The sequence below is a fragment of the Weissella sp. ESL1156 genome (assembly GCF_058505625.1).
In genome coordinates, this window is sequence record NZ_CP196372.1 from 1,301,198 (window position 1) to 1,325,856 (window position 24,659).

Sequence of the window (24,659 nt, forward strand, 5' to 3'; positions counted from 1 at the left end):
AAATTATTTCTCCTTTATTCCTGTGTTACGTGTTACTTGAATTGTTTGATAATCTTGTGAAGTATCTGGGTCAGTTTGGCGTCCTTTAATATCTGAAATTGTGTAACCATTTCGCATTAAAAATTTCATTAAGTCAATTTCTACCTGATCATAATCTAGATTATTTTCGACTGAATAAAATATTTGGATGATGACGTTTTGTTCAATTGAATTAAACGTATCATTACCAAAACTGCCCAAATTACTATATGCATCCCTAATCAAAAGAGACGTCTGATTAACAGGCGCCTCTTTAGGGATTAACTTTAGATAGATATCATCTGTCCAAGTTACATGTTGTTTAATTAAATTATAGGTATCCATTACAACTGTCATGAACTACCTCGTTTCTCATCTTGTATTTTTTTTAATGCTTCTACTTGCGCATTTAAAACAGCCTCTTGCGACTTATCTCTGGCATTATCAATAAAACTATCACCTTGAATATAACGTGTCCCATCATTTAGGAAATGTGCAATACGCGCATGATTGGCTTCTTTTTTTGAAAACCCAACTGCCCTACTGCCATCAGATTTAGAACCCTCTAGTTGACCAGTATCAACACTATCGGCTAGATGCTTCATCTTACCAATTTCACGATTATGATTATAGTGACCGGCATCTTTTGTCGCTTGACTATATGCATTTGCTAAAACATCTGCACCTGCTTGTGTCACTTGTTCACGTTCTTCAATTGTTAAATTAACCAAGCCACCATATTCTTGCAAAAGTTCTTCTAATTGATCAGATAAATCAGCCATTTTTAGTCACCTTTTGTAAGGTTAGTAGATCGAATGTTTCTCTTGCTGAACGACTATCAGAACTAATCAAAATAATTTTATAAACATCATCATCAATTTTTACATTGAGTTGATCATTAATTGTATTGGCATGTCGAATAGCAATTAGTTTTGTATTAGTGATAGCATTACCAGCTAGTGTATATTGCTGATTTAACGACTGGTTCATGTAACCAAACCACCTTGAAAATGATGATTTGAAACCTTTAACAGGATTCCCATTAACTGGGTTGTAATCAATCGTTCCTTCTACACCAAATTCAGCACGATTATTAAATTCAAGCGGGTTTATCGTCATCGAATGCCCCCTTATCTGCTAAATATTTGGCATATACGCCACGCAATTGAGCAATGATAGAATTAGTCGCTAAATCAACTGGAAACGCTGAAACTAATGACAACGATGTTCTGAATGTGTAATAACCACTTGCTAAAGCGATGATAGCAACATCCATTAATGGAGCAACCACTTCATTTTGATAAAACTCATCTTCATCAACACCGATAGCGTTTTTAATGTAATTTTCAGCTGCTGACAAATAGCCATCTAATAACTTATCATCAGCAGTCCCATCAATTCGCAATGACGTTTTTAAATTTTCTTTCGAAACTGCCATATTGCCTCCTATCTAAAACCCGCTCATGTTTTCATGTACTGTTTATTTACTAGGCGAGTTTTAAATTCTTATCCTTGAGTAGGAGCTGTTGCTGCAAAATTAGCTGTTTGGTCAGCAATTTCCTTGAATGAACCTGCTACCCAGGCTTCAGTATCTGTTGCTTCAACATCAAAGCGGTCAATGACACGAACCTTAGTCAAGTCCTTTTCAAAGGCACCAGCCCCAATGTTAGTTGATAGCAATGACATTTGTTGACGGTCAAACAGAGTTACAGCTTGTTTCAAGTCACCAAAGTAAAATGGATGTGCACCCGATACATCTGGTAACCAACGATCTGCTACCACAACAATGTTCTTACCATCAATTTGCTTAGTATCAGATTGTGTGGGATCACGCTGCAATAGATAATTCCCCATTGCATCTTTAACCTTACTCAATACAGCCAATCCTGAAACGTTAGTCATAAAGAATGATGTCGTTGCAATAGCTGGATCAACTCCAGTGATAGCTAAATCCTTAATATCGTCAAATTTTGCAACAGTTGGCTTCTTAGGTGCTGCATTCATAGCTTCAATAATGGCAGCATTACGAGTTACAACAACCTTCTTGGCAATCCATGATGATAGCCAAGCCAAAATATTTTCAGCAGTATCATTTAGCAATGTGTTGGTCACTGTCGAAATACCTGCATAACGCTTAATCAAGTACTTAACAATAGCTAACTTAGGGTCATCATTATCACCGATAGTGGCGTCATCAGCATCTAGATTAGCTAATGGTGTTACATCTGACCACTTTTCATAAACTCGTGATCCTGACAATGTTGATACACTCTCAACATTGACATATTGTTCCAATGAATCGTATTGACGAACTAAAGTATGAATAGCCGTTTGAATATCTTGGGGAATTGTCAACCCAATTTGGTTACCATTTGGATCAACCGATGAATCCAATTGATTAACGACTGTTGGATTACCCTTGATCATACCCTTGAATTCATCAACGAACTTTTTTTTCAAATCATTCTCAGGTTGTACCAATGTGGACTTATTTTCTAGATTAGTGTCAATCACATTCTCAGCTTGTGCTTGCACTAAGTTTTCATGAGCTAAATCTCGCTTAGCAATTGCATTCTTAATTTTATTTTGGATATTAGCTACATCTTCAGTAGATGCATTTTCATCATCAACCATCAATTGCGCTTTATTTTGTAAATCTGATACTAACTGACCTGACGCAATCCATTTTTCGTTCAATTCATTAATATTTGCTGTCATACTTTAAATTTTCTCCCTTATTTTCCTAATAAAATAGCCAACTTACGTTGTTTTAAATCATCCGTAGGTTGGCTATCATTAATTTTATTGTCTAGTTTTGAAGTCGTTTCGGACTTATTAATTAGGTTAAGTAACTTATTGACTGCTGACTTAGGAATAAGATTAGCTGTCGCATTGGCAAATGCGGGTTGCTTTTCATCAACAAACATCACTTCATCAGCAAATCCTTTATCAACGGCATCTTGTGCACTAATCCAGGTCTCATTTGACATCATATTGAGCAATTCAGCTTGTGATAAGCCGGTTTTGGCTTCATAGGCATTGGCAATCGACTTATCGATACCATCTAAAACATCAATTTCATGAGCTAAATCATCTTTATTACCACCAATATTTGATGCTGCTTGATGAATCATTATTTGCGCAGTTGGTGAGATTTTGACTGTATCACCAGCCATGGCAATAACACTTGCTGCACTTGCAGCTAACCCTTGAATATTGACAGTGACATTTCCTTTTGCTGAACGTAGCATTGTGTAAATTTCACTAGCAGCGAACACATCGCCACCATTTGAGGCAACATTCACCTCAACATCTTCATCAGGTTCATCATCATTTAAAATTTGATTTACTGCACTAGGTGATGAACTTGGAATGCCAAAAAAACTGTAAAAGCTTGCCGTTTCATCGTCTACAATCGTTCCTTTAATATTAATTACTTTCGACAATAGGTTCACTCCCTTCTGTATTATTTTCTGGAATATCTGGCATGTTAGGTGGCAGATACCCAGTTTGCTTGAGTAACCACTTACTCTCTCCTGATGTTAATAATTGGCTTTGTTTAAAATTGTTAATGTTAGTTGTGTAATCGTCATTGACTGGATCAATTGCTGGTTTAATATCAATTTCAACTTGAGATGATTGTTTAGTAGATAATTCGCTGGTAATCGCACGGCCAAAACGCATAAGCGCTTTAGCATAATCACCACCAATCATCTTTAATGAACTTTGTTGATCACCCTGACCATTCAATACTGAGTCAGGAATGCCATAAGCCTTAGCAATTTGCTTAGAAGTCCAATCAGTTTGAGCTAACAACTTAGAAACATCTCCCTTAATTTCTAGAGGTGTATATGTTTCCAACTTATCAATAACGACTGGCCCACCATTTGAATTATTAACCTGATTCATGAATTGACGTGAAATTGCTGATTTATATTTGGATTCCATTAATCCACCACCATCAACTTCCAAAATACCTGGTGTCAAAACTGACTTAGCCAAAGCATTAATCGTCAATTTATTCGATGAATCTTTGATTTTTAATTCGCTAGCCAGCGAACGTAACGGACTGATTCCGGTTGCGCCACCATTCTGACTAAGCAATCTAAAATGAATCATATCACTAGATGGAATACTGTTGACAACACCAATCAATGGTGAATCAAATGTAACGTTATAGTACAATCCAGAATAATCATTGAGTGGAAATACGCTAACCTGACTAGGTCTTAAATATTCCCATCTCATATCAATTCCATTGCGATTACGCCAACGATAAACAAATGCTTCACCTCCTAACAATAACTGTGCATAAACTGATTGCCAGAAACTGTAAGCATTCGTCCAAGTAGTTGGATTGTTTAACATGCCCTGATTACGAACATTATTAGTTGTTAATCGAGATGACGCTAAATCCGCACTCAGTTGAAACACTGCTGAATAAATATCTGAATTACGTAACGCAATATCTGCACTCACATAATCATCTTGACCATCAGGTTTTAAAAAATTAACAATATCTTCATCATCAAACCCAATTTGACTACCACCGCCCACATCAAGGTTATTTTTAAAACGTGGACTAAATATTGGCAATATCAATCACCTCCTTTCAGTGTGTCATTGGTAATTAATTCGCTAATTAATCCTGTGACAGCAAAAGATATTGCTAATGCAATACCACCGGCTATCTGATTCCAGCTAAACATTGCCCAATTCAATGCAACTAACGCTGCCAAATAACACATCAAATCAAATATTTGCCAAATTAATCGCAATAACTTCTTAAAAATCATAGTTCATCTCCTATCAATCCAGCTTCAGGACTAAGCAACCAATCTAATTTTTGCTGTGGTGTCATACGTTCAACTTGTTTTTCAGGATCATTCACATCTGAATAATCTTCAAAATGTATCATTCCCTGATATAAGGCATCAATAATAGCGTCAACCACATCAATTTTTAAAGTGGCTTTGGCTTTGTCGACCTGAATACCTATCTTATCTTCATAGATTTGAGCATTTAGTAATGCCTTTTCCATGATTTTGTCATCAAGCCGTGTAATTGAACTCTCAACAAAGGCAGACTGTAAAAATTTTGTAGGGTCTTTCAATTCACCAGTCCGCTGTCGAATCGCCATCAAGTTCCAAGATGTATTTAATTCAAGCTGTTTAATTGCCGGTGTTGCACCCCATGTATCGTAACCAAAAAAGACAACTTCTAAAGCGTTATCTTCTACATAATTTAATAGCCATTGATAAACCTGATCATCATTTATTAATCCTTGTGGGTGTGACGTGATTGTACAATACCCTTTTTTAACTAACTCACGGTAATTAATGCCATCTTGCTTCTCTTTAGCTTCTATACTGCCTGCTTTTTCCCAAGGAATGAATGAGTGTTGTTCAACATGCCACCGCTTCTCACCCTTAGCGTTTAAGTAAGGATAAACAAATGCAATCGCTGTATTATCGCTAAACATGGAATAATCAAAGCCAATATATACTTGCTTACCACGAATATCAAAATCAGGAATAATCGCACGTTCCACATCTACCAATTTCAAATAACTGTTAGTTGATTCTTGTAGCCACATATTCAAATTTTTATTCTGAAAGTCGCTAATTGTGCCAGCCAACATGTCACTGTCTCTTTTATCGGTTAAGCCTTGCATCAAGACTTCTTTTTCAGTCTCTAAATTGAGCAATGGATTACTTTTAATCCATGTTTCTGGCTTAAACGTTTCATCAAGACTATCCTGCGACCAAATTAAACCAAGATAACTATCGGCATCTCGATTCCAATCTTGTTCCATGGCCTGTTGAATCATCTTTTGATCCTCATGAAATGGCACGGTTGGGTCAGGGTATGAGGTTGATATTTGAATAAACTGACGATTTTTAACTTTAACTTGTCCTGAAATGATTTTAGAAATTTTATCTCGACTAGCAATTTCGCCAATTTCATCGACAACCGCGGTTGTGAAATGGAATGAATCATATTGACCAGACTCATGAGAAATAGCTCGCATAATGTTATTCTTTTGCTTCATGATAATCTGATCGGTTTGAATGCTTAGGTCAATTTCATTGGCATAAGATTTAAACGGTTCAAATTCAACAATTTTACGAAGCATACTTTTAACATAGCCAAATAATTTATTGGTTTGTTTGAAATTAATTGAAGCGACTAAAAAGTCTTGATTTTCAAGTCCTAATGTTTCCATCAAATAAGAATAAGACATGATGATTGCCATGAGATATGTTTTTCCTTGACCACGAGCAACAGAAACAATCGCTCGGCTAAATCGTTTACCACCATCTAAACTACGCCACCCTATTAACTGAGTCATGATAAACTCTTGCCATGGCATTAGTTTAGTTGATTCACCTGTATCAACATTTGGTGCGATTTTAGCAAACTTTAAAATATTATTCGCTTGCTTAACGGAATATTTGAACGGAAAATCATTATTACCTTGCCGCTGTAAATCTCTCAAATGGCGGAAAGCTGCTAGCTTAATTAAATAGCCGCTTTCCGTCTCACCTTCTAATACAGAAACAGCATATTGTGTCCCTTTGTCTTGGTACTTGTTAATCACTTCTGAAAAATTAATGCTTTTATATTCTTCAATAACATTATGCTTTTGTGTTAGATCAATATTAATACAATCACCTCACTTGCTTTACTCGTCACCTGCAAAGAAGTTTTTCATTCGGTCAGTCGAGCTTTCATCGTTTGAAGTTGCACTGTCACTAATTTTCATTAGTTCTGCACGACTTTTTGGTGATAAACCAAGTTCACTACCAATTTTGGCCAAATTCTTAATCGCATCGCTATAAATGCTGGTCATTGGATTTCGTTTATAACCGATGAAATCTTTACCAACAACTTCTCCTTCATAATTTTGAACAGATTTATAAATTGCCTGCACTTCACCATTTTCAAGGATATGTTTATAAGCATTACGATAAATTTCATACTGCGTGCAGTAAATTTCAACCAAACCAGCGTCTATCCTAATTACACTACTTTGTGTTTCTAAAAAAGGCACTACTTTACGCCAAATCACCTTTGCTTGCTGCCCTAGATACTTAGGAGGTGTGCTCGTTAATCGCCCGTTGTTAACGTCTTTGTCAGTTTTTTTTACCAACGTTTATCACCTCCTTTTTTTATGACCCCCCCTACCCTAAAAATTCTAAAATTCAACATTTTTATAAGAAAACGATATGTGTGCGCTCTCTTTCCAGAGTAAACGGGGCGGGGGTATTTTGAATTTTTAAACGTTTATCGACTAATTACATTCAAGAGCACTAAACACGCTTAGAAATGATTTTAGAGCCTATTTATTCTTCATAAGTTTATTAATCATTGCGATATTTCTAATCGGGCTGACTTGCTTCAATTGATTGCCTTTACCTGTACCATAATATGATTGCTCCCATTTGGTCTTTAATGTATGACATGAACTGCATATCACGACTAAGTTACTCATATCAGCCTTATCATTTGGTGATGCTTCAATGGGTACGATGTGATCCACTGTCTTACCTTGCTTAACTACACCTTCACATTTGCAGTACTGACATAGGTAGTGCTGCTCATCTAACACTCGTTGCCTAAGGTTGACCCATTGCTTGGTGCGATAGAAATTATATTGCGCTCGCTTGTTCTCATTACGCTTACGAGTAACTGTATTGTAGCGATGCATATCTCTTGGCACATACACATGTTCTTGGTCAGCATGTTTCTCACAGTAGCGCTTGGGCAATGCCACCATGTTAAAGCAACCACTCGCCTTACACCTTCTAACTCGTGGCATCTCTAGCTCCTTATCTAATCGTCTTAGTATCTTTAGCTCCTGCCAACTAGACACTAACCCATATTCTTCATCTTTAATCATCTACATGTATTCACCTCATTCATCTTTCAAATAAACGCAAAATGCTGCAATAAAAATCCATACTGGCGTTAGCAGCACGTTTAATATCGTTGGCGCGAATACCAACCACCAGCTCCAGTCAATTACGCTGAATAATTTGCAACCAACAAATATAATTGTTAATAAATTTAAGAACCCAATCTTCATTTCAATCCCTCCTTTTTTGCAAATAAAAAGCAACGATTTAACACCGTTGCTGTACTTGTTATTTTCTTTATTATTAGATGAACTTCTTCCATCATTAAACCCTGCCCAATATCCATATATGATTGCAAAGACTAGATAACCTAAAAAATACATCAATTCTACTTTGCACCTCCAAAATAAAAAAGCAACAATCTAATGACTGCTACTTTAAAATCAAAACATGTCTAAATTATTTCAACATTCAATTTACTCATTTATCTTATATTTTGCTAATTTCTTTTTAACTGTATCAACATCATTGTTAATATGTAATATTATTGGAAGTTCTCCTTGCCTATATTCAAGTAAATATTTGGTAAATTCTTCTTCAAAATCTTTTATAACTTTTTCCTCAAAAAGCTCATATAACAACTCGTAAGTGAGCGCCCGAAACTCTTTTTTATTTTCATTTTTCTGATCAACACCTTGATCAACACATAAAGCAAATAAATCTTGTTTTGAGTCTAATTTTTCTATAAACATTTCCTTATATCCTCTCTCATTAAAGACAATTTAAGTGTACTTTAAACAAGTCAAAACATCAATGCTCATATTCTCAAGCGGTTAGATTTTACATCTAGTATGATTGCTATTTATTAATTATTCGATATTACTATATTACAACTAATTATCTGAAATATTCTTGCATGATATTAGAAACTTATCTGCATCTTATCCGAAATTTATACGGTCTAAGTTGGTCAATGCCCAAATAAAAAGCGCTAAACTAAATCAACGCCATACTCGAAAATCATATATATCAATAAACCCATATGCAAACATCACAAATGCTTCATTGATGATTTGTTCACCACGCCTTGTTGAATATTCAGTCAATGCTTCAATATCTAACCATTCCATGTCCTTAAAGTAACGCAACTCTAAAAAGTGTCTGTGTGGTTGGGTCATACCTTGACAGGCTTGAATCACACCATCTACCCACTTAGTCGCTTGAGCATGTGCGGAAAACTTATCATCGTTCATATTATCAACCATACTGGCTCTTGGCATACCACTAATAACAGGAGACTTAGTGCCAGCCCAACTAACACGAGCTTGGGCACGAATAGTTGGCCATTCTTTTTCAAAGAACTCACGCACATTAGCAATGGTTGCCCGCTGATTTAACTCTCGATTATCTGTATCTAATAGCACCAAGTTTCCGCCCTCCATAATGATATATTGATATTCATATTATAACATGTATAATACTATAATCTATTTCAAAAACATTAAAAAAGGCTATACACCAAGACTTATAGTGTATAACCTTTATGCTTTTAATAATTTTTTTCTCTATCAGCAATTAGCTCTTTTAACTCATTCAAGTCATCTTCAACAGCTAAATTTTTAATAAATGATCGCGTCGTACTACGATATTTTAGATACTTTGAGTGTTCTTTATTTTTTTCTTGCCAACGCTTGTTAGCTTCTGTTTGTGAATTTTTATCTGTCATACCATATCACCTCCAAAGCCACACTAGGACAGTAATAATAAAAATAATTACTGCTATACAAATAATAATATTTGCAGCTTGATTAATTAACTTAATCTTTTTCATAATATGATAAAATGAGGATACAACAAAGTAGCGGCTCTCATGTCCGTTTTTAACTTTGTTAACTTAGTGTCCTAAGATGACGTTTAGTAATGTTGCTATTGCTGTTAGCAACAATGCTATTGAAGTAATTAGTTTTGCTATTGCTTCAATCATCTTGGGGCTTTTCTTTTTCTTCCCCATTTCATACCTCCTTCCTTAACTCAATATAATTATTATACTACCGATAGTATCATATGTCAACACTTATAGCTAATAAAAATAGCTATATATCAACATTTTTGATACATAACTATCCTTAAATATTCTATAAATTTTTTCTTTCTTTTATTAATTGCTCAAGTTCGTTCAAATCATCATCCGTTGCTAATTTTCTAATGAACGATCGTGCATAAGTTCGATAACTAAGATACTTCTTATGCTCCTTATTTTTTGCAGCCCACCGTTTATTAGCTTCTGTCTGAGCATTCTTACCTTCTGGTGCTTTACTTGGTCGTCCTATTTTATTTGTCATTATGTTTGCCCCCTAAAATAAACAAAACCATACCAAAATATAATGGTGCCTTTACTATAACTGAGTCTGTTATCCATGATAGCCCAAGAAGACCTAACATGATAAGTAAAAATAAATTATTATTACGAATTTTTCCCATTATTAAGTTAAAATGTTAGAATTAGGTATACGAAAGTAAGGGTCTTGCGACCCTTGCTTCGTTACTTCTTATCGTCGTGATTTTCTTTCAGTTGTTGCAAGATTGCTAGTGTTGAAACAACTTGGAAAAGAATTTCGGCGATTTCTTTTATTTTATCTAACATTTCCTCCTCCTTTCTATACTATTATAATACTACACAGTAGTATATAAGTCAACCTTTTTACACAAAAAAAACGCTATATATCAACATATAACGGTTTATCATTAATCTTCATCTTTCAAAAAATAAGGCAACAATACCGCCACCATTTCATTATCATTTAGAGCCATATTGAACAACACTTCTAACACCCTTGAAACACTCAAATCATCAGGCGTACCTTCATCACTATCAGCCAGTTCTATTTGACTATCTAAAATTTCTTGAAATTGTGCCTTCATGACTGATTTGAATTTTTTAGCACGTTCATCACCCTTAGAAATCATGTCGATAATTGTTGCGTCATAAAAATCAGCTAACTTATCACCAACTCTTAACGTTAAATTATTAATATCTCTTTTACCACTTTTAAGTTCTGAAATTTTAGACTGTGTCAGACCCGTTTCTTCACTAATAGTAGATTGCACAATGTTACTATTCAACAATGCTTTAATTTTATCTTGTGTTTTCATTCGCTATAATCCTTATCAATATATAAACTAGCGATACCGCCTATTTGTGTTAATCGTAATATCTCGTCCATATCCATACCGATATTCTTGTGAATCCATTGATCACCCATGCCTGAATTTTTTAATTCGGTCACGATATTAACCATGGCATTCACATCATGTGTGCCTCTTGCACGGTTATGCCGTATTGTTGAGGCCATACGGTCAATAGCTGGCTTGTCAATCACACTAACTGGCAACAAGCCATTCTCGCGTTCGTAAATATCTTTATGATTTAACATGACCGTGTAACGGTGATAGCCGTCAACGATTTCATACTTGTCTATATCTGCCAAATAGTAAGCAACGATTGGCATAGTGTAGCCATCTTCTTTTATTGATTGATACAGTAGTTCCATTTCGGGTGGTGCAACGTGATTAGGGTTGTACGTGTTCGCTTGAATTTTATCAATTGGCACTGCTTTCACGCCATACACTGGCGATTTATAAGATGTTTGCATATTTTTCCATTGCCGCCTTTCGCTTTTTCATATCATCTTTTGTTTGACCAAAGCCCATATACTTAGCTGAATAATCATTTTTTAAAATTGTTACCGCCATGCGCTTGTAAGTGGGAATGCTTGCGAAATCTTTAATCGCCACATCATCTAAGTAATCATCAAATATCACATCTTCACTTGGCGTCTTGTATTTGAAATTCTTACGGGTCTTGCCTAGCCGTTTCATTGATATGCCTTGGCGTTCTAGATCATCAATAAGTTCAACGCTTAGCGCACCGCCTTCTTCGGTCCAATACTTAATGGACGTCTTGAATTTCTTGCGATAATTATTTGCAATATCTTCTGGTAATGTGCTTAATAAGAACTTAACATAGCTCTTCCATGTGTGCCCTTTGGGCAATGTAATTTTTTTGGCAGCCATGGCTGATGTGTTACCGTAAATCGCTACAAAATTAGCCCCATTCACTCGTCCAACTAACTTCCCCCATGTATTAGGCTCAATCGCACGATATAACTGCAATGATGCCAAGCCTTGATTAATAAACGGACTAGCCACACGCATCTTTTCAATTGGCACGCCAGCCTTGTAAAGCAAGTCATATAGCTTATTGTAATCCCATGCATTTTTAGCATTCGCAATCCATATATCATCAGTCTTCCAGTCAAATATTGGATAAACACTATACAAATTATTGGCATTTTTAGTTGTCCAGTCATTGCCCTTGAACGTATTCACGGCTTTACTGTCATGCGTTGCTGAATAACGACTTAACGATTCTTGCGACCTTATCCCAATTAAATCAGCCGTTGTTCCCAGGTGGTTATTGGCGTACCACTTCATAAACTTCAAATTGAAATCGTAATCTGATATATCAATATCAAAATCAAACGGGTTATTGTCTTCGTTGATAACGAAATCATGCTTAGGCATCTCTCTCACCCAAATATCTTGCTTATCCTTTTCCCACGGACGCCAATAAGTGCTGAACATAGATGCAGATGACGGTACTTTTAATGGCAATGCAACCCAATAAGGCTCAATCACATCTAAATTATTCATAAATGTGCGTTCAACGTATTCAACTGTATCAGAATACATTCCCTCATAGTCCAAATGATACACAGCTACCTTACGATTTAACTTGCGTGCCTTTTCCATTGCTAAATTAAGCAGCACACCGCTATCTTTACCGCCAGAAAAACTAACAATAACATTCTCAAAATTTTTAAACGTGTAATCTAAACGTTGTTGTGCACGATCATATACATTCATAACTTTTCTTCCAACTCCTTTCTTGCTTTTTCAATATCGCCATTAGCTATATTTTTAAAATAAGTAATGACACTATTCTTTTTATTAATATTTTTATCAATTAAATTTTCTAAACCAACATTGCCAGTTAGCATATAAAATTTAACATCATCACGTTGACCAACTCGATACACTCGTCTTTTAGCTTGTTCTAGCTGGGCATAATCAAATGTTTTATCGAAAAATATAACCTTGTTATAAGCTTGTAAATTAAGTCCTAACGCACCTTTTCCGTACGTCATTACTAATGCATCAGGAAATCGTTCTTCAAGTTCCTGTCTTGTCGCAATATATTTCGTGAAGATAATTGTCCTATCATCAACAATTGATTTAACTTGCGTAAATTTATCATCCGCTGTACTGTAAGCCATTTGCATCTTAGTTGTGCCTGCAAAAAATGAAGCCGACGACATGAACAGCGACATTAAAAACATTTCCTTAGCATCATTGTAATCTTCACGTTCATCACTGGTTAAATCATATTGAATTACTTCATCAGTGGTTTCAATATCTAAATCTAATTTAGATTCAAAAATAAACGGATCAATGATTGAATGCAAATAATCTAAATTGGTGTAATCACTAAATATCGTGCGCTTACCCCGACTAGTCTTGATGCGCTTGTATTTAACAAATGTATCCTGATATTGTCCGTGGGTCATTTTTAAAATGTTAGGTGATAAGAATTCAAACTGCGCCCATAAATCCATGATATTTTTACTAATCGGTGTGCCATTTAGAATTAATTTATATTCGGCTAATTTAGAAATAGTTAACATCCGCTCCGTACGAATTGCATCAGCGTTTTTAATCTTGATGCTTTCATCACTTACAATAAATGGTTTATTACTGTTCTTCAAAAGATTAGCAATACGTACCAACGTTTTTAAACTTGAACTCAACGTTTCCACACCGACAATTTCACACGGTGCATTCAAGCCCCATTTATCAATTTCTTGTCTTAGATTGCTTTTCGTTTGAAAAGGTGTCACCCAAAGAACGAAATCAGTATCAGAACTATTAATTAAATTAATTGCGGTTAGAGTCTTACCAGTGCCCGGTTCCATGAACAACGCCCCGACTTTTAAACGCTTTAATTTATCGACTGCTTGTTGTTGCTTATCTAATAAATTCATCTTCCACATCTCGCTTGATTGGCTCTTTTGGTTCAGGAATATGTGTTTCAACTTTAGATCTAAGATTTATTGTGCCTTCAATTTGTGCTTCAAACTTATCAGCTAAATAATCAATCGTAACTGTTTCTTCGCTAGTTTGCTTCTTACCACTGATAATTTTGTACTCCCACTTATCAGGCAGCAAAATTGAATATCGCTTGCCGTATTCCCTAACCATTTTTTTGGATAGCCAAAAACGGCTGTTAGTCGTATCTGGAACTTTGACTAACACCGCTCTTGGTGTCTCATATATGATTTGAGACTCATTTATAATGACTTTCATCAGGCTTCAACCACATTCAAACCTTCTTCATTAAGCGATCCACAATAATGACCCTCATATTGCTCACGCTTGATATAATTAACAGCTTGTTCGTACGTTTCAAACGTTAGCGGCTCATCAATCATTGCATCTCCGTCACCAACTAACGCAAATATCCGACCTTGTGAATTACTCAATTGAGCAACATCTGACATCTTACCAAAATCATCAACATAAACAATCTTAAACATTTTAATTACCTCTATTTCTTTTTTGTTTTCCTTAACTCTATATTTATATTATATCTCATTTGAGATATAAAACAAGCCTTTTATTCAAATTAATTAAAAAAGTCCACCAGTTTCCCAGTGAACTCATTATTTATATTAACTTTTGATAGTGATCACGTTCTTCAACCCAGTAATAATATCCTGCTAACTCTTTACTAATAACACGTCTAATTAGCCATTTGCTGTCGGTTCTAAACGCCTCCCTAAGGTTGTTAGTGTGTGTCCAAAGTAGCTTGCCTGTTTGCGTGTAAGTTTCTTTGAACCAGCCGTTTGTGTCTCTGAAATAATAGTAAGTTCTCATATCAACAAGTACCCCGCTGCGACTAACGCCATAAGCATCAAGAACCCAATCACGATTACCCAATCACTCACGCTGTTCACCTTCTAACAATTCAATCGCATGATTCAAATACCACTGTGCTTTTTTTAAATCTTCGACCTGATTGCCCTTAAATGGTGCTCGTGTCATATATTTGATTGTATTACCAATTGAGAAACTAACATCAGATTCATATGCACTAGCCACTTCATCAATTAGATCAATTACTTCAAATGAAAATGAATTGTAATGATTGGGATGATTTACCATTTCTGTCATTTAAATAATCTCCGCAGCTTTTGAAATTATTAATAACAATGTGATAATGCAAAGCACTATAAGAAGCCAAGTATCTAATTGCATACCAGTCTTTTTATATTTCTGAACATATTTTGGTTCGTTAATTGGTTCAGGTTTTGGTTTGTGTTTCAATTCGCCTTCGATAACTTCTATGTTTTGCCCTCTAAATGCTCTCCCATTTTTCTCATCAACACGCCATCCCGAGTAAAGAACATCTTCCCAATATTCTGCATTTTCCATTACAAAAATGCTATTTACATAACTATCTTCACCAATGTAAGACGCTCCGTATATTTTTACCTTTGCCATATTACTTCTTACCTCGCCAAATGCTCCAGAATCGCCCATATACAGCTGTGGCTAAATAGAAAGCCATGGTTAGTAACATTGGCAAGGAACTAGCAGAATAGCCTGTAATCAGTGCTGACAGCCATAGAGCGATATTGACGAAATCTGACAGCAACCATAATGTGTAGCTGTCACCATAACCCTTGAACACATATAAGCTCGCCGTTGCTCCAATAATTAACACAATACTGTCCCACAATGGGTTACTGTCTCCTAATACTTGATATGCCATCATCATTGGATACCATGCAATTAAGATGAATCCTAACGTCAATAACCAGCCTTTTCGATTTAGGAACTTCACACCGTTCTCAACTTTATGTCCCCATGTTTTCCACGTAAAGATTAACGGTAAATCAATCAATGCAACGAATACTAACTGATCTAACACGCTCGCATAGTGTCCTGCCGTCCAATTGATGTAGATATACCCAATTGCACTAATCAAGCCTAACAGCCCGTTAATCGGCTTTCCTATCATCATATAAACAGTACATGCTGACCCAACCAACGTGGCTACCAGTGTTATCGTTGATAGCCCTGTTATTGGTGCTGATAAATAGAATGCCAACTGTACACCAATGATAAACGCTAACATCACGCCACCAGCGGTATTAATGCTCCTCAATTCCTGCCCTAACCATTTTAAATAACTCATGTTTCACTCCCATTCTTATACTTCACGTATGACCAATAAATCAAAATAAACTGATCCATCTTCTGAATACATATCTTCTTTGTTGATAAAAATATTAGCTGGTGTGTGCATTAACAAATAATCTTCAATGCGCTCTTTTAAATTTGGACTTTCGATATCTGCTAATAGATGATGTGTATACCTAGCGAACCCTTCCCAATTGTAAGGAATAGACATTTGATAAGGTACATTAAATTCTTTAACATCATTGATAATCATATCTAGTAACAACACATCTAATTTTTGTTCCAATTTGGTATCGAACAACTTGTTATTGCTCTTAACGACATTATTTACTTGCAATTTATTCAACATTAACCCACCACCTTAATTGTTTCAGGATGTAACCACGCTTGCATGATAGTTTCAATTTCTTTATCCGTCGCTTCACCTGGACCATGACCGAATACATTTCCCGATACCTCATCAAGAATCGTCCATTCCTGACCGAAGTTAGAAGCTAAATCACGAGTATTTAATGCTCGTTTTGCTTCATCAAATGCATTCTTCTGGTTTCGTGTCATCTCAATCGTTGGCGCATAAGTTTTGCGCAATTCTCCTAATAAGTCTCGCATTTCAGAACCCAAAATAGTCCTAGGATTTAATTGTTCTAATGCTTCATCAAATATCATTACCATTCCTCCCGATCACTCAACGTTTTAACTTTCATAATCTGATAAGCCTTACCATGATAAACGCTCAATAGCTCATCTAAATCGTTACCTTGTCCGACAGGTAACGAATTTCCATTTTTATCGGGCATGTTTGTGTTAAACACGATGTATTTTGGTATCATTGTTATTCTCCCAACAATTCAGGGTTCTCGTGGATATTGCCAACAACTTCAACAGCTTGGTATATATAACTTAGCTGCAGATTCCCTGCGACCCATTCACCATGTTTTGTGTATGACACAATTGCTACTGTATTATTTAGATAATAGGCTTGAGCTAATGGAATGTGTATAATATCACCTTCAAAAATCTCAACACCATTTTCATCTTTAAGGCCTGTGTATTGTTCAAAGACACCCTTACCATCATTTAACACATATAAGTGAAAGAAACCAATGTCGTCCCAATAACGCATATGATTTTGATGCCATTCTCTAAATTTAAACTCTCGCATTACTCTTCCACCTCTTCAAACCCCCAAAGATATTTAGCAGGCCGATTACCCTGTGGGTAACTACCAATATAATCAGGATTTTTTCTTCTAATAACACGATACTTTTTATCGCCAACAACAAAAACATCGCTTACATGACCATAAGGTTCAATTACACGGTCTCTGAAATAGATTGCAGTTATCATATTTCTACCTCAATAACTTCCTGATGAGAATTAGCCCAGCTCTCGGCTTCTTCTTTGGTATCAAAGAGGGTAGCAGCGGCTTGCTCATAAGTCGTTTTAGCTTCCGTCATACCCCAGTGCCTTTGTATATACACGTAGCGGTAATCACCAATCTCATCAGTCTCTTTATTGCGTACTATCCAATCTCCTTTTTTTACCTCAAATAAATCCTCACCATTTACCCAACGAATGATTGCGATTAGACGGTTGTTACTTTCTTCTGTAGGCCATTCTCGTGCCGTCAACCACTCCTGTACATCTTCTGGTAGTCTTAGCAAGGAAACTAGGTTAATAGCCTGGGTACCTACGTGGTTATAATGGGCCTCTCGCCACTTTCCTAGGCTATCCATAAACTCTTGCGTTACTTGGTACTTCTTACTCATAGGTATTTGTCTCCTTAGTCTATATCTATTTTGATGGCTTCTTGGTGGCTATTGCACCACTCCTCCGCTTCTGCCTTAGTATCAAAGTGGGTAGCAACGGCTTGCTCATAGACCATTTTAGCTTCCTGCAAACCAGATACACTGCGTAGGAAAACGTAGCGGTATTCCCCCTGGTTACCAACATCTTTACTTCGTACTATCCACTTCTTGTGCTCCAGTTCAAAGACATCTTTACCGTTAACCCAACTAATGATTGCGATTAGGCGGTTATTGCATTCAAAATTGTTTATTTCTGGATGGTTCCACCAACGTTTAATATCATTTGGTAGCATTGATATATCACACGAGCCAACAAAATACGTCTCAGCATTTCCTCTTTTTTTCCACTCCTCCAACTCTTCCATAAACTCCTGCGAAACCACATATTTCTCGTCCATTAGCTCTTCCTTTCGTCCGTCAAATACAATTTCTTCTGCACCTAATTGTTCAACCTGGCCCCAATAAACATTGGTTCCTCTGCTAGTCAAAAAGTAAGGAAAGTAAAATTCATGCGCATAATGGCTTGGTATCAAGTCTGTTGGTTTTTTAATTTTATCTACGAACCCTAACCATTCAAGATCTTCTTGTTCGAACCTCTCCAACACTTCACGCTCTTGTTGCTCATTCGCCACAATATATGCTTTATCTGTCATATTAAATTCCCCATTTATCTACGAAATCTTCTAATTCATCCGTATCTATATATCCGTCTTGATTTTCGTCTATTAATTTAAGAACTTTATTTCTCAATAGAATCAGCTTTTCAGGATAAGAATATTCATCTACCGTTTTTGTCATTAGTAACCCCTCTCAATCATCTTGAGTGCCTCTCGCACTACTTCAGGTTCTTCATACGCTTTAAATTCGCTCCAATCACGATAACCACGGCTTCGTGCAAATTCATTTAGCTGTTTTAAAACGATCATCATCTAGCCTCCGTTGACGACTTTCCGTAATTCAATCATTTGTGGATCATCGTTGGGAATGATGTCATCAGTAAATTTAATTTCATGCATTCTACCATTTTCGTCCATTTCGCTTTCACCAACGCAATACCGCTTTTCGAGTAGGTGAATTAACTCATACATCTTTTTTGTATCAATTTTGGGAGTCCGACGATATTCAGCCATTTCACAATTTAATCTTCCTAAAAATTCATTACCGACAATATCATCAAAAGCTAATCCTAAGTTTTTAGCAATTTTGGCCAATCCCCATCCTTGTTCGTATCTGACAACAAATTTGTCATATAAATGTCTATCAATCATAAAATTCAATCTCCATATCACTTGGCAACTCGTACAATTCGATTTTCAATACATACATGTCACCTAGCCAGTATCGTTTATGCAATTCTTCACTCACTATTTGACTATCATCAAAGCCAAGTACCTCTTGAAGTACATCATTTGTACCCTTGGCTGAATTATCTAAATCAATTGTTCCCCTTGTAACTGGCAAAGTTACAGTTGAATTAAATTCATCACGTTTTTTCTTACTTGCGACCATCGATTTTGGAATTGGGTAAATAAACATCGTCCTTAGTCGATAAGCACACCCTGCGTTTAATTTAGGTTTCACTTCATCAATGACATCCAACAAGCTGTCTTTCAAATAATCATGATAATCGTGATACTTTTTAGATCTATACAACCTTCCATTACCTTGTTGCATTTGATTACCTGATGAAAACTTAACAGGCAATTCAATTTTTGCTTCAAATACCTTTTTCATTTCATCTTTTCTTATATGAATACTTATGAAGGGTTATGAAGGGTTTATGACCCCTTTTATGATGACTTAATGGTTGATGTATCAACGTTTTGACCAATATGAAGGGTTTCCTGTTTCCTATTTATATATACTTTATTTTTTATTATTTTTTCTAGTATAATAATAAAAGTAAAATAAGTATTCATAGTATTCATAAAAGCCTTCATATCAATGGTTTAAGTGTTCATGTAACCCTACATAAAGTGTTCATATTTTTTCAAACCCTTCATTTTATTACGTACATAACACCGTTCATAGTTTTCTTTTTTGTATACCAATTAGCCATTTTTCTGCCCCACGATGACATGGTCATTGGTTTTTGATCTTCACCTAAATTGAGACCTAAGAAATATTGTTCATATTCGCCATATAATTCACCAGCTTTTCGTTCACCCTTTTCAAGAGTTTGTTGCCAACGACTAAATGGATCCAGTGCAACAATGTCATCCGCAATGTTGTCATAAATTTGCCAATCTTCAGCTAGTGCAAGTTGATATTGTTCGATTGCATATGTTGCCAACATTGGTGTTTCTTTGTCTAATTTCCAACTTGGAAACATTTCATCTCGTCTCTCAATCTCCTGAGAAGTAGCAACTGGTGCAACGGTTTTCACTATATGCAATCTACGTTTAATTGCTCCACTATCATTAAACGTTGGCATTTCATTAACATTGACCAACATCTTGGCTGTGATACGAAAATCAGTTCCATCAATTCCTTTACGCTCAACTGGACTTAAACCGCCACCAGTGACAGACTTGAAAGTATCATCTTCTTTAAATCTCACCTTGCTAGCATCATCATCGACCATGAGTGACTTACCAACAAATCTAGCTGTCTCAAAGCGTGCATTGTTTCCTTGTAAATTTTTTAGTTTAAACGCACCAGTGCGTTCTTCACCAAACATAGCTTGAGTGATTCTTGTGACAAAATGTGTCTTTCCAGTTCCGCCGATTGGATCTAATAAAAATAAAGCGCCTTGTTTCCACCCCATTTCATTTTGAAATGCGTAACCTAACCAAGCCCAGACGAATCTGGCATTAACGCCAAACATATATTTGGCATAGGCTATCCAAGTTTCAGGCGACTGGTTAGCAATTGGCTCAAAATTGAACCCATTGATGATGTTCATCTCTTTCACTGGTTCGAAAAAATTGTTTTCTTGAATATTCAATGTCCATTTTTTAAAACCGATATAATTTTGCTTAATGGAATCATCAAAACCACGAGAACGTTCAATCAAATAGGGTTTTACATCTCGCTGCAATTCTCGCTTTTTATTAGCTGAAATTCGTAATTTATCACAAATAAACATAATTGAGACATCGGACATATTGAACACTTGCTTTGTTTTCACACGATCCCAATATGAACCGTTCCACATATAACCCCAATCATCTTTAACTGCTAGATTATCTTTACCAATCAACCAATTTAAAAATTGAATTTCTGACGTGATTTTGTATTTAATTGTTTTACCGTTGGTTGAATTTTCTAACCAATTGTAATTGTCCACAAAGTCAGTTGTATAACCATATTTAATAACATCATCTTCATTGAAAGGTGGATTGATTTTGTCGAATGCAATGACTGAATTCAATCGTTTAACCATAGTTCCTCCTTTCTTAACTTAATAATCGTTTACTTTTGCTACTAATGTCTTTTTCGGGATGATCTAGTGTTTGCGCAATCCCTGTTTCAAAGAAAGCCGATAATAGAGCATCAGGATCAACATTGCTGAATGCTTTAGATAGTCCACCATAAATTTTAGTTAAATTGTTATCACGTTCACCCTTGTTAAATCCAAGATGATGTTTATCAACGTACCCTGATATGAAACTGGTTAAGTTTTCAACCGATGGTTCATTTAAACCTATGAAACCTTCATGATCAAAAGTAGATTTAAATTGACTAGGTCTATATTTGGCTCTTACACGGTATCGTTTGCATTCTTCTAAATTCCATGGCACAATCGTGTCCCTTTGTTGAATTGGTAAGCCCATTAGACGGCCAATCGTTTTGGATGCTTTTAAATCTGCGCCATAATCCAAAAGATTAAATCCAGATTTAGCAAAAGCAATGACTAATTCATCAACAGCTTGACTAAGTAATTTAGGATGAATCGGTTCTGCTAAAGGAACAAATATTCGGGAACCGTTTTTGTGTCCTTCTGTTTGCACATAAGCACTGGGTGATTTCCACAAATAACATTCCAAATGAAAATTGATAATTAACTCGTAAAACTTCATCATCAATTCATGCCAGTCATCGACCATATCTAAGTCAAATGTGATACCTTGGATATTTTTTATATTCGTTGCTTGCCTTGCTAAGCCTGACTTCAATTCACTAGGTGTAAAATATTGAGCAGAATAATGCTTGAACTCCCATAAATCTTCAATAGGTTCGTGTACTGCAGGCAAGCTTTCAACGTAAGTAATAACATCCAATTCATCAACAACATCATAATCATTCTCAACGCCTGATTTCTTGAATGCGCTAATCATTACTTTGTTCCAAATGGATCATCATCTGGGAATGGTGGAATTTCATCATCACTAGGAATTGGTGCATTACCAAATGGATTAGCAGCAGGAACTGATGGATTATTGTTATTAAACTTTGGGTTAGGATTTGTCTTATCTGGTTTTGAGCCATCTTTCATCAAGGGTGCATAATCAGCAATTCTTGGATTAAATGTCTTATGTCCGTTATATGAACCTTCTTCAAATTCTCTTACTCGTACGGCTAACTGCCGACCAATAATGCCTTTGGCTAAGTCTTTGATTTCGACAGTTACACCATCTTGAATAACGTTTGTCGCAGTTAGAACTGCATTGATTTCACGGTAACGGAATGGCTTTTCTGAATCGGTATCGTCGATGAATACTTGTGTGATATGAGAACCCATATCTTCACCATCCAAGACTTCAAAAGTAGCCACGAAATATTCTTGATCATTTCGAGTTCGTCCTTTGTATTCTGTATCTTTGATAATTACGTTGTAATCACCACCAAAGTGTAATGATGCGCCCGCAAGTTGAATATCTTTTTTGTTAAATGTAAAAGCCATAGTTATTTATCCTCTTCGTTTTCTTGTTTTTTTGCGTGTACCAGTTCATCTGCAGAAATTATTGTTCGATTATCCAAACGATTTTTAGCATGATTACCATTTTCGGTGTCCAAATCTATCCATCGTTTACCATCCTGTTTGTATATTCGCCCAACAATATCAAAAGGTGCAGTAAAAGCGTTAAATGTTTTTTCATTCATATCAGCTTCAAAACGTCCTTTGCCATCCAGTCCTGATGAACCGTTATCAAGTTGATGAGCTGTTGCTAGAACTGTTAAGTTTGTAGCACGTAACCACATGCCTAAGTTTCTGAACCAGACTTGCAGTTTTTGATAGTTTTGACGTCCATCTTTTGAAGCACCGTCAATGTTTTCAAGTACCCAATTTTGTAAAGCTGTAACATTGTCGATGATGATAACATCAAAATTTCCTTTTAAAACTTTTGCACCAGTTTCATCAACCGTATAGGTAAGACGATCTAACCAATAATTTGTCAATTGTTGTATTTTCGGTGCATCAGTATCTTCAAATGATGTCACATCTGTATCTTTGGTATCAGCAATGGCGTTAGTTGAACCATCAAAACTAAATAACAACTTTCGTCCATCAAACTGCTTAGAAAGACTAGTTTTACCTGTTCCACCATCGCCATAAATGAAGTACATATTGCCAACTTTGGGTATTTCACCAGCTTTATAAAATTTCATTCCCAATACCCCACTTTATTTGTATCAACTGGATTACTTAGATAATAGATAACATAATCGCTAAATTCATCCGGTAACAAATAGCCTTGATCGACTTTAACAACACCTTCATCACCTTGATAGATAGTTTGACCAAAGATGGTTTCCCCAAAGATTAGTGGATCATCTTCTGGTTCATAATCTCGATTAGTCGCTATTGCCATTCAGCCACCTGCCTTACACCATGAACCGTATGTTTTTCAATATCTGGGATTACTCGGTCGCCGTATTTACGTTTTAGTTGAACAGCACTTTTTACTTCTAATGCGTCCCAGCCATATTTAAGCTGCATTTCTTGCTTGAATACATTGTTATCAATATCAAGTTTGTTATTGGCACGATCAGATAAAACATAACGACTAAATGAATGTCCGTCTTTCACACGCTGTTTCATTTCTGCTTTAACAATATTAATTTGCGGATCAAACATCTTTACTGTGTAGGCGATGTCTTCCAATTGGTCATCGGAAACATCTTTGATATTTTTCTTGTTGATTGCCTGATTTAATGGGATTAATTCTCCATCTTCATTAACAATTGCAGGCATTTTCATTTGTTGAATGTTCATTTTTATCCCCCTAAAATTTCATAGGCTTATTACGCAACTTTTTTGAATAAGGTTCAATTTTGGGTTTGAAAATAAAACCAGCAAACTCATCATCTATATATTCTTCAAGTTCCCATTTATATGAGTAGTTCCTTAAATTAAGTTGTGGGTTGCTATTGGTAACCTCATGCATCGCAGCTTTATTACTTAATGTGCAACCACCTTTACCTGTTTGGGCTATTTTTGATGCTCCTGTCGACTTCGCATCTGATATAGCAAACAAAACAATATCGTTATCATTATCGAAATAGATTTCGTAATAATCGCTTTCTTTTAACATTTTTGCTGTAGCAGCTTTGTTTAAATAAAAACCAACAGTGATGATTGATACCGATGGTATTTTAGATACATTTCTTCCGGTGCCAGATGTGCTTATTTTATGAAAATTGTAGTTAATAGGGTTAATTTTATTAAAAGTCATGATATAATTACCTCGTTTATTAATTGTTTTAT

The 24,659-nt window shown here is 35.8% G+C and carries 42 protein-coding genes; all 42 read right to left on the bottom strand.

Annotated elements, in window-relative coordinates:
* Positions 1-3 precede the first annotated feature (3 nt).
* Entirely contained in the window at positions 4-375 is a 372-nt protein-coding gene (locus tag ACSKY2_RS06610; protein WP_489877188.1) for a DUF806 family protein, read from the bottom strand.
* Positions 372-800: an HK97-gp10 family putative phage morphogenesis protein gene (locus ACSKY2_RS06615; RefSeq protein WP_489877189.1), complete on the bottom strand. Its 429-nt coding sequence runs from the start codon at positions 798-800 to the stop codon at positions 372-374. Before ACSKY2_RS06615 ends, ACSKY2_RS06610 begins: the two co-directional genes overlap by 4 nt.
* A complete protein-coding gene (locus tag ACSKY2_RS06620) occupies positions 793-1,137 on the bottom strand; it encodes a phage head closure protein (protein WP_489877190.1) in 345 nt (114 codons plus the stop codon). Before ACSKY2_RS06620 ends, ACSKY2_RS06615 begins: the two co-directional genes overlap by 8 nt.
* Positions 1,118-1,456: a head-tail connector protein gene (locus tag ACSKY2_RS06625; RefSeq protein WP_489877191.1), complete on the bottom strand. Its 339-nt coding sequence runs from the start codon at positions 1,454-1,456 to the stop codon at positions 1,118-1,120. The genes ACSKY2_RS06620 and ACSKY2_RS06625 overlap by 20 nt, the downstream gene beginning before the upstream one ends.
* 68 nt (positions 1,457-1,524) lie before the next feature.
* A complete protein-coding gene (locus tag ACSKY2_RS06630) occupies positions 1,525-2,736 on the bottom strand; it encodes a phage major capsid protein (RefSeq protein WP_489877192.1) in 1,212 nt (403 codons plus the stop codon).
* Positions 2,737-2,753: 17 nt separating this feature from the next.
* Positions 2,754-3,464 carry a head maturation protease, ClpP-related gene (locus tag ACSKY2_RS06635; RefSeq protein WP_489877193.1) on the bottom strand — a complete coding sequence of 237 codons (711 nt, stop codon included), beginning with the start codon at positions 3,462-3,464 and terminating at the stop codon, positions 2,754-2,756.
* Positions 3,448-4,614: a phage portal protein gene (locus ACSKY2_RS06640; protein ID WP_489877194.1), complete on the bottom strand. Its 1,167-nt coding sequence runs from the start codon at positions 4,612-4,614 to the stop codon at positions 3,448-3,450. The genes ACSKY2_RS06635 and ACSKY2_RS06640 overlap by 17 nt, the downstream gene beginning before the upstream one ends.
* A gap of 2 nt (positions 4,615-4,616) precedes the next feature.
* The gene (locus tag ACSKY2_RS06645; protein ID WP_489877195.1) at positions 4,617-4,814 is read right to left on the bottom strand and encodes a DUF1056 family protein; all 198 of its coding nucleotides are present in this window, start codon (positions 4,812-4,814) and stop codon (positions 4,617-4,619) included.
* Complete coding sequence (locus ACSKY2_RS06650; protein ID WP_489878237.1) at positions 4,811-6,685, bottom strand: terminase large subunit; 1,875 nt, start codon at positions 6,683-6,685, stop codon at positions 4,811-4,813. Before ACSKY2_RS06650 ends, ACSKY2_RS06645 begins: the two co-directional genes overlap by 4 nt.
* A gap of 18 nt (positions 6,686-6,703) precedes the next feature.
* Entirely contained in the window at positions 6,704-7,171 is a 468-nt protein-coding gene (locus ACSKY2_RS06655) for a phage terminase small subunit P27 family (RefSeq protein ID WP_489877196.1), read from the bottom strand.
* 189 nt (positions 7,172-7,360) lie between these two features.
* Positions 7,361-7,840, bottom strand: coding sequence for an HNH endonuclease (locus tag ACSKY2_RS06660; RefSeq protein ID WP_489878238.1), 480 nt, complete (start codon positions 7,838-7,840; stop codon positions 7,361-7,363).
* Positions 7,841-7,936: 96 nt separating this feature from the next.
* Positions 7,937-8,263 (bottom strand): hypothetical protein, encoded by a 327-nt coding sequence (locus tag ACSKY2_RS06665; protein ID WP_489877197.1) that lies wholly within the window; start codon positions 8,261-8,263, stop codon positions 7,937-7,939.
* Between the two features lie 90 nt (positions 8,264-8,353).
* Positions 8,354-8,629, bottom strand: coding sequence for a hypothetical protein (locus ACSKY2_RS06670; protein WP_489877198.1), 276 nt, complete (start codon positions 8,627-8,629; stop codon positions 8,354-8,356).
* Between the two features lie 249 nt (positions 8,630-8,878).
* Positions 8,879-9,301: an ArpU family phage packaging/lysis transcriptional regulator gene (locus ACSKY2_RS06675; RefSeq protein ID WP_489878239.1), complete on the bottom strand. Its 423-nt coding sequence runs from the start codon at positions 9,299-9,301 to the stop codon at positions 8,879-8,881.
* A 125-nt stretch (positions 9,302-9,426) separates the two neighbouring features.
* Positions 9,427-9,603, bottom strand: coding sequence for a hypothetical protein (locus ACSKY2_RS06680; protein WP_489877199.1), 177 nt, complete (start codon positions 9,601-9,603; stop codon positions 9,427-9,429).
* A gap of 409 nt (positions 9,604-10,012) precedes the next feature.
* Positions 10,013-10,219: a hypothetical protein gene (locus ACSKY2_RS06685; protein ID WP_489877200.1), complete on the bottom strand. Its 207-nt coding sequence runs from the start codon at positions 10,217-10,219 to the stop codon at positions 10,013-10,015.
* A 403-nt stretch (positions 10,220-10,622) separates the two neighbouring features.
* Positions 10,623-11,030: a helix-turn-helix domain-containing protein gene (locus ACSKY2_RS06690; RefSeq protein WP_489877201.1), complete on the bottom strand. Its 408-nt coding sequence runs from the start codon at positions 11,028-11,030 to the stop codon at positions 10,623-10,625.
* Positions 11,027-11,530, bottom strand: coding sequence for an IbrB-like domain-containing protein (locus ACSKY2_RS06695; RefSeq protein WP_489877202.1), 504 nt, complete (start codon positions 11,528-11,530; stop codon positions 11,027-11,029). The genes ACSKY2_RS06690 and ACSKY2_RS06695 overlap by 4 nt, the downstream gene beginning before the upstream one ends.
* A complete protein-coding gene (locus tag ACSKY2_RS06700; RefSeq protein WP_489877203.1) occupies positions 11,514-12,803 on the bottom strand; it encodes a DUF3440 domain-containing protein in 1,290 nt (429 codons plus the stop codon). Before ACSKY2_RS06700 ends, ACSKY2_RS06695 begins: the two co-directional genes overlap by 17 nt.
* Positions 12,800-13,978, bottom strand: coding sequence for an SNF2-related protein (locus tag ACSKY2_RS06705; RefSeq protein WP_489877204.1), 1,179 nt, complete (start codon positions 13,976-13,978; stop codon positions 12,800-12,802). Before ACSKY2_RS06705 ends, ACSKY2_RS06700 begins: the two co-directional genes overlap by 4 nt.
* Complete coding sequence (locus tag ACSKY2_RS06710; RefSeq protein ID WP_489877205.1) at positions 13,962-14,249, bottom strand: hypothetical protein; 288 nt, start codon at positions 14,247-14,249, stop codon at positions 13,962-13,964. The genes ACSKY2_RS06705 and ACSKY2_RS06710 overlap by 17 nt, the downstream gene beginning before the upstream one ends.
* A gap of 50 nt (positions 14,250-14,299) precedes the next feature.
* Complete coding sequence (locus ACSKY2_RS06715) at positions 14,300-14,530, bottom strand: hypothetical protein (RefSeq protein ID WP_489877206.1); 231 nt, start codon at positions 14,528-14,530, stop codon at positions 14,300-14,302.
* 403 nt (positions 14,531-14,933) lie between these two features.
* Positions 14,934-15,167 (bottom strand): DUF3310 domain-containing protein, encoded by a 234-nt coding sequence (locus ACSKY2_RS06720; RefSeq protein WP_489877207.1) that lies wholly within the window; start codon positions 15,165-15,167, stop codon positions 14,934-14,936.
* Positions 15,168-15,497 (bottom strand): hypothetical protein, encoded by a 330-nt coding sequence (locus tag ACSKY2_RS06725; protein WP_489877208.1) that lies wholly within the window; start codon positions 15,495-15,497, stop codon positions 15,168-15,170. It lies immediately after the preceding gene.
* A 1-nt stretch (position 15,498) separates the two neighbouring features.
* On the bottom strand, positions 15,499-16,194 hold the full coding sequence (gene pnuC / locus ACSKY2_RS06730) for a nicotinamide riboside transporter PnuC (RefSeq protein WP_489877209.1): 696 nt from the start codon (positions 16,192-16,194) through the stop codon (positions 15,499-15,501).
* A gap of 15 nt (positions 16,195-16,209) precedes the next feature.
* Positions 16,210-16,548: a hypothetical protein gene (locus ACSKY2_RS06735; protein WP_489877210.1), complete on the bottom strand. Its 339-nt coding sequence runs from the start codon at positions 16,546-16,548 to the stop codon at positions 16,210-16,212.
* Positions 16,548-16,865: a hypothetical protein gene (locus ACSKY2_RS06740; protein ID WP_489877211.1), complete on the bottom strand. Its 318-nt coding sequence runs from the start codon at positions 16,863-16,865 to the stop codon at positions 16,548-16,550. The genes ACSKY2_RS06735 and ACSKY2_RS06740 overlap by 1 nt, the downstream gene beginning before the upstream one ends.
* Positions 16,865-17,029 (bottom strand): hypothetical protein, encoded by a 165-nt coding sequence (locus tag ACSKY2_RS06745; protein WP_489877212.1) that lies wholly within the window; start codon positions 17,027-17,029, stop codon positions 16,865-16,867. Before ACSKY2_RS06745 ends, ACSKY2_RS06740 begins: the two co-directional genes overlap by 1 nt.
* 2 nt (positions 17,030-17,031) lie before the next feature.
* Entirely contained in the window at positions 17,032-17,361 is a 330-nt protein-coding gene (locus ACSKY2_RS06750; RefSeq protein ID WP_489877213.1) for a YopX family protein, read from the bottom strand.
* Positions 17,361-17,546, bottom strand: coding sequence for a hypothetical protein (locus ACSKY2_RS06755; protein WP_489877214.1), 186 nt, complete (start codon positions 17,544-17,546; stop codon positions 17,361-17,363). Before ACSKY2_RS06755 ends, ACSKY2_RS06750 begins: the two co-directional genes overlap by 1 nt.
* Complete coding sequence (locus tag ACSKY2_RS06760) at positions 17,543-17,968, bottom strand: hypothetical protein (protein ID WP_489877215.1); 426 nt, start codon at positions 17,966-17,968, stop codon at positions 17,543-17,545. The genes ACSKY2_RS06755 and ACSKY2_RS06760 overlap by 4 nt, the downstream gene beginning before the upstream one ends.
* Before the next feature lie 14 nt (positions 17,969-17,982).
* Positions 17,983-18,660, bottom strand: a complete 678-nt coding sequence (locus ACSKY2_RS06765; RefSeq protein WP_489877216.1) for a hypothetical protein — start codon at positions 18,658-18,660, stop codon at positions 17,983-17,985.
* 1 nt (position 18,661) lies between these two features.
* Positions 18,662-18,805, bottom strand: coding sequence for a hypothetical protein (locus ACSKY2_RS06770; RefSeq protein ID WP_489868576.1), 144 nt, complete (start codon positions 18,803-18,805; stop codon positions 18,662-18,664).
* Between the two features lie 131 nt (positions 18,806-18,936).
* Entirely contained in the window at positions 18,937-19,275 is a 339-nt protein-coding gene (locus tag ACSKY2_RS06775; RefSeq protein WP_489877217.1) for a hypothetical protein, read from the bottom strand.
* Positions 19,268-19,741 carry a RusA family crossover junction endodeoxyribonuclease gene (locus ACSKY2_RS06780; RefSeq protein WP_489877218.1) on the bottom strand — a complete coding sequence of 158 codons (474 nt, stop codon included), beginning with the start codon at positions 19,739-19,741 and terminating at the stop codon, positions 19,268-19,270. The genes ACSKY2_RS06775 and ACSKY2_RS06780 overlap by 8 nt, the downstream gene beginning before the upstream one ends.
* A gap of 265 nt (positions 19,742-20,006) precedes the next feature.
* Positions 20,007-21,392, bottom strand: coding sequence for a DUF5906 domain-containing protein (locus ACSKY2_RS06785; protein ID WP_489877219.1), 1,386 nt, complete (start codon positions 21,390-21,392; stop codon positions 20,007-20,009).
* A 13-nt stretch (positions 21,393-21,405) separates the two neighbouring features.
* The gene (locus tag ACSKY2_RS06790; protein ID WP_489877220.1) at positions 21,406-22,287 is read right to left on the bottom strand and encodes a hypothetical protein; all 882 of its coding nucleotides are present in this window, start codon (positions 22,285-22,287) and stop codon (positions 21,406-21,408) included.
* Positions 22,287-22,853, bottom strand: coding sequence for a DUF669 domain-containing protein (locus tag ACSKY2_RS06795; protein WP_489877221.1), 567 nt, complete (start codon positions 22,851-22,853; stop codon positions 22,287-22,289). The genes ACSKY2_RS06790 and ACSKY2_RS06795 overlap by 1 nt, the downstream gene beginning before the upstream one ends.
* Positions 22,854-22,855: 2 nt before the next feature.
* Entirely contained in the window at positions 22,856-23,560 is a 705-nt protein-coding gene (locus ACSKY2_RS06800; RefSeq protein ID WP_489877222.1) for an AAA family ATPase, read from the bottom strand.
* Positions 23,557-23,763 carry a hypothetical protein gene (locus ACSKY2_RS06805; protein WP_489877223.1) on the bottom strand — a complete coding sequence of 69 codons (207 nt, stop codon included), beginning with the start codon at positions 23,761-23,763 and terminating at the stop codon, positions 23,557-23,559. The genes ACSKY2_RS06800 and ACSKY2_RS06805 overlap by 4 nt, the downstream gene beginning before the upstream one ends.
* Positions 23,754-24,167 carry a hypothetical protein gene (locus tag ACSKY2_RS06810; protein ID WP_489877224.1) on the bottom strand — a complete coding sequence of 138 codons (414 nt, stop codon included), beginning with the start codon at positions 24,165-24,167 and terminating at the stop codon, positions 23,754-23,756. The genes ACSKY2_RS06805 and ACSKY2_RS06810 overlap by 10 nt, the downstream gene beginning before the upstream one ends.
* Positions 24,168-24,177: 10 nt before the next feature.
* The gene (locus ACSKY2_RS06815) at positions 24,178-24,627 is read right to left on the bottom strand and encodes a hypothetical protein (protein ID WP_489877225.1); all 450 of its coding nucleotides are present in this window, start codon (positions 24,625-24,627) and stop codon (positions 24,178-24,180) included.
* Positions 24,628-24,659: the final 32 nt, after the last annotated feature.

Coding starts and splice junctions, on each gene's coding strand:
- ACSKY2_RS06740 (WP_489877211.1), bottom strand. CDS start 16,865: ATGATATTTGATGAAGCATTAGAACAATTAAATCCTAGGACTATTTTG.
- ACSKY2_RS06800 (WP_489877222.1), bottom strand. CDS start 23,560: ATGAAATTTTATAAAGCTGGTGAAATACCCAAAGTTGGCAATATGTAC.
- ACSKY2_RS06745 (WP_489877212.1), bottom strand. CDS start 17,029: ATGATACCAAAATACATCGTGTTTAACACAAACATGCCCGATAAAAAT.
- ACSKY2_RS06750 (WP_489877213.1), bottom strand. CDS start 17,361: ATGCGAGAGTTTAAATTTAGAGAATGGCATCAAAATCATATGCGTTAT.
- ACSKY2_RS06815 (WP_489877225.1), bottom strand. CDS start 24,627: ATGACTTTTAATAAAATTAACCCTATTAACTACAATTTTCATAAAATA.
- ACSKY2_RS06735 (WP_489877210.1), bottom strand. CDS start 16,548: ATGTTGAATAAATTGCAAGTAAATAATGTCGTTAAGAGCAATAACAAG.
- ACSKY2_RS06670 (WP_489877198.1), bottom strand. CDS start 8,629: ATGTTTATAGAAAAATTAGACTCAAAACAAGATTTATTTGCTTTATGT.
- ACSKY2_RS06760 (WP_489877215.1), bottom strand. CDS start 17,968: ATGAGTAAGAAGTACCAAGTAACGCAAGAGTTTATGGATAGCCTAGGA.
- ACSKY2_RS06785 (WP_489877219.1), bottom strand. CDS start 21,392: ATGGTTAAACGATTGAATTCAGTCATTGCATTCGACAAAATCAATCCA.
- ACSKY2_RS06615 (WP_489877189.1), bottom strand. CDS start 800: ATGGCTGATTTATCTGATCAATTAGAAGAACTTTTGCAAGAATATGGT.
- ACSKY2_RS06765 (WP_489877216.1), bottom strand. CDS start 18,660: ATGACAGATAAAGCATATATTGTGGCGAATGAGCAACAAGAGCGTGAA.
- ACSKY2_RS06810 (WP_489877224.1), bottom strand. CDS start 24,167: ATGAACATTCAACAAATGAAAATGCCTGCAATTGTTAATGAAGATGGA.
- ACSKY2_RS06720 (WP_489877207.1), bottom strand. CDS start 15,167: ATGACAGAAATGGTAAATCATCCCAATCATTACAATTCATTTTCATTT.
- ACSKY2_RS06725 (WP_489877208.1), bottom strand. CDS start 15,497: ATGGCAAAGGTAAAAATATACGGAGCGTCTTACATTGGTGAAGATAGT.
- ACSKY2_RS06625 (WP_489877191.1), bottom strand. CDS start 1,456: ATGGCAGTTTCGAAAGAAAATTTAAAAACGTCATTGCGAATTGATGGG.
- ACSKY2_RS06795 (WP_489877221.1), bottom strand. CDS start 22,853: ATGGCTTTTACATTTAACAAAAAAGATATTCAACTTGCGGGCGCATCA.
- ACSKY2_RS06705 (WP_489877204.1), bottom strand. CDS start 13,978: ATGAATTTATTAGATAAGCAACAACAAGCAGTCGATAAATTAAAGCGT.
- ACSKY2_RS06620 (WP_489877190.1), bottom strand. CDS start 1,137: ATGACGATAAACCCGCTTGAATTTAATAATCGTGCTGAATTTGGTGTA.
- ACSKY2_RS06690 (WP_489877201.1), bottom strand. CDS start 11,030: ATGAAAACACAAGATAAAATTAAAGCATTGTTGAATAGTAACATTGTG.
- pnuC (WP_489877209.1), bottom strand. CDS start 16,194: ATGAGTTATTTAAAATGGTTAGGGCAGGAATTGAGGAGCATTAATACC.
- ACSKY2_RS06700 (WP_489877203.1), bottom strand. CDS start 12,803: ATGAATGTATATGATCGTGCACAACAACGTTTAGATTACACGTTTAAA.
- ACSKY2_RS06790 (WP_489877220.1), bottom strand. CDS start 22,287: ATGATTAGCGCATTCAAGAAATCAGGCGTTGAGAATGATTATGATGTT.
- ACSKY2_RS06610 (WP_489877188.1), bottom strand. CDS start 375: ATGACAGTTGTAATGGATACCTATAATTTAATTAAACAACATGTAACT.
- ACSKY2_RS06680 (WP_489877199.1), bottom strand. CDS start 9,603: ATGACAGATAAAAATTCACAAACAGAAGCTAACAAGCGTTGGCAAGAA.
- ACSKY2_RS06630 (WP_489877192.1), bottom strand. CDS start 2,736: ATGACAGCAAATATTAATGAATTGAACGAAAAATGGATTGCGTCAGGT.
- ACSKY2_RS06780 (WP_489877218.1), bottom strand. CDS start 19,741: ATGAAAAAGGTATTTGAAGCAAAAATTGAATTGCCTGTTAAGTTTTCA.
- ACSKY2_RS06770 (WP_489868576.1), bottom strand. CDS start 18,805: ATGACAAAAACGGTAGATGAATATTCTTATCCTGAAAAGCTGATTCTA.
- ACSKY2_RS06715 (WP_489877206.1), bottom strand. CDS start 14,530: ATGTTTAAGATTGTTTATGTTGATGATTTTGGTAAGATGTCAGATGTT.
- ACSKY2_RS06660 (WP_489878238.1), bottom strand. CDS start 7,840: ATGCCACGAGTTAGAAGGTGTAAGGCGAGTGGTTGCTTTAACATGGTG.
- ACSKY2_RS06685 (WP_489877200.1), bottom strand. CDS start 10,219: ATGACAAATAAAATAGGACGACCAAGTAAAGCACCAGAAGGTAAGAAT.
- ACSKY2_RS06805 (WP_489877223.1), bottom strand. CDS start 23,763: ATGGCAATAGCGACTAATCGAGATTATGAACCAGAAGATGATCCACTA.
- ACSKY2_RS06645 (WP_489877195.1), bottom strand. CDS start 4,814: ATGATTTTTAAGAAGTTATTGCGATTAATTTGGCAAATATTTGATTTG.
- ACSKY2_RS06775 (WP_489877217.1), bottom strand. CDS start 19,275: ATGATTGATAGACATTTATATGACAAATTTGTTGTCAGATACGAACAA.
- ACSKY2_RS06755 (WP_489877214.1), bottom strand. CDS start 17,546: ATGATAACTGCAATCTATTTCAGAGACCGTGTAATTGAACCTTATGGT.
- ACSKY2_RS06695 (WP_489877202.1), bottom strand. CDS start 11,530: ATGCAAACATCTTATAAATCGCCAGTGTATGGCGTGAAAGCAGTGCCA.